Annotated in this window: 1 protein-coding gene; it reads right to left on the bottom strand. The window is 57.4% G+C overall.

Features of this window, described 5'->3' with window-relative positions:
* Positions 1-235: GNAT family N-acetyltransferase (locus AAEY72_RS16350; RefSeq protein WP_352311740.1), on the bottom strand; the 235-nt coding region annotated here is incomplete at both ends.

The raw sequence follows: 235 nt of genomic DNA, 5'->3' as shown, positions 1-235 counted from the left end.
GAGCACCGTCGGGATCGCGGCGAGGTCGGTACTGAAAGGTATCTCTGCCTGGGCTTCAAAGCCCCGGCGCTCATAGAGACGCTGGGCGCTGATATTGGTCTTGAGCACTTCAAGCCACAGCAGTCGCTCTTGACGGTTTTGCGCAAGCTGCCAAATGAACTGCAGAAGGTGCTTGCCGTAGCCCTTGCCGGCCTGGGATTGAGCAAAGTAGATTTTTTGCAGTTCGGCGCCGATC

Source organism: Psychrobacter sp. W2-37-MNA-CIBAN-0211, assembly GCF_040309405.1.
GTDB classification, from domain to species: Bacteria; Pseudomonadota; Gammaproteobacteria; order Pseudomonadales; family Moraxellaceae; genus Psychrobacter; species Psychrobacter glaciei.
This window is presented reverse-complemented; position numbering and strand designations above follow the sequence as displayed.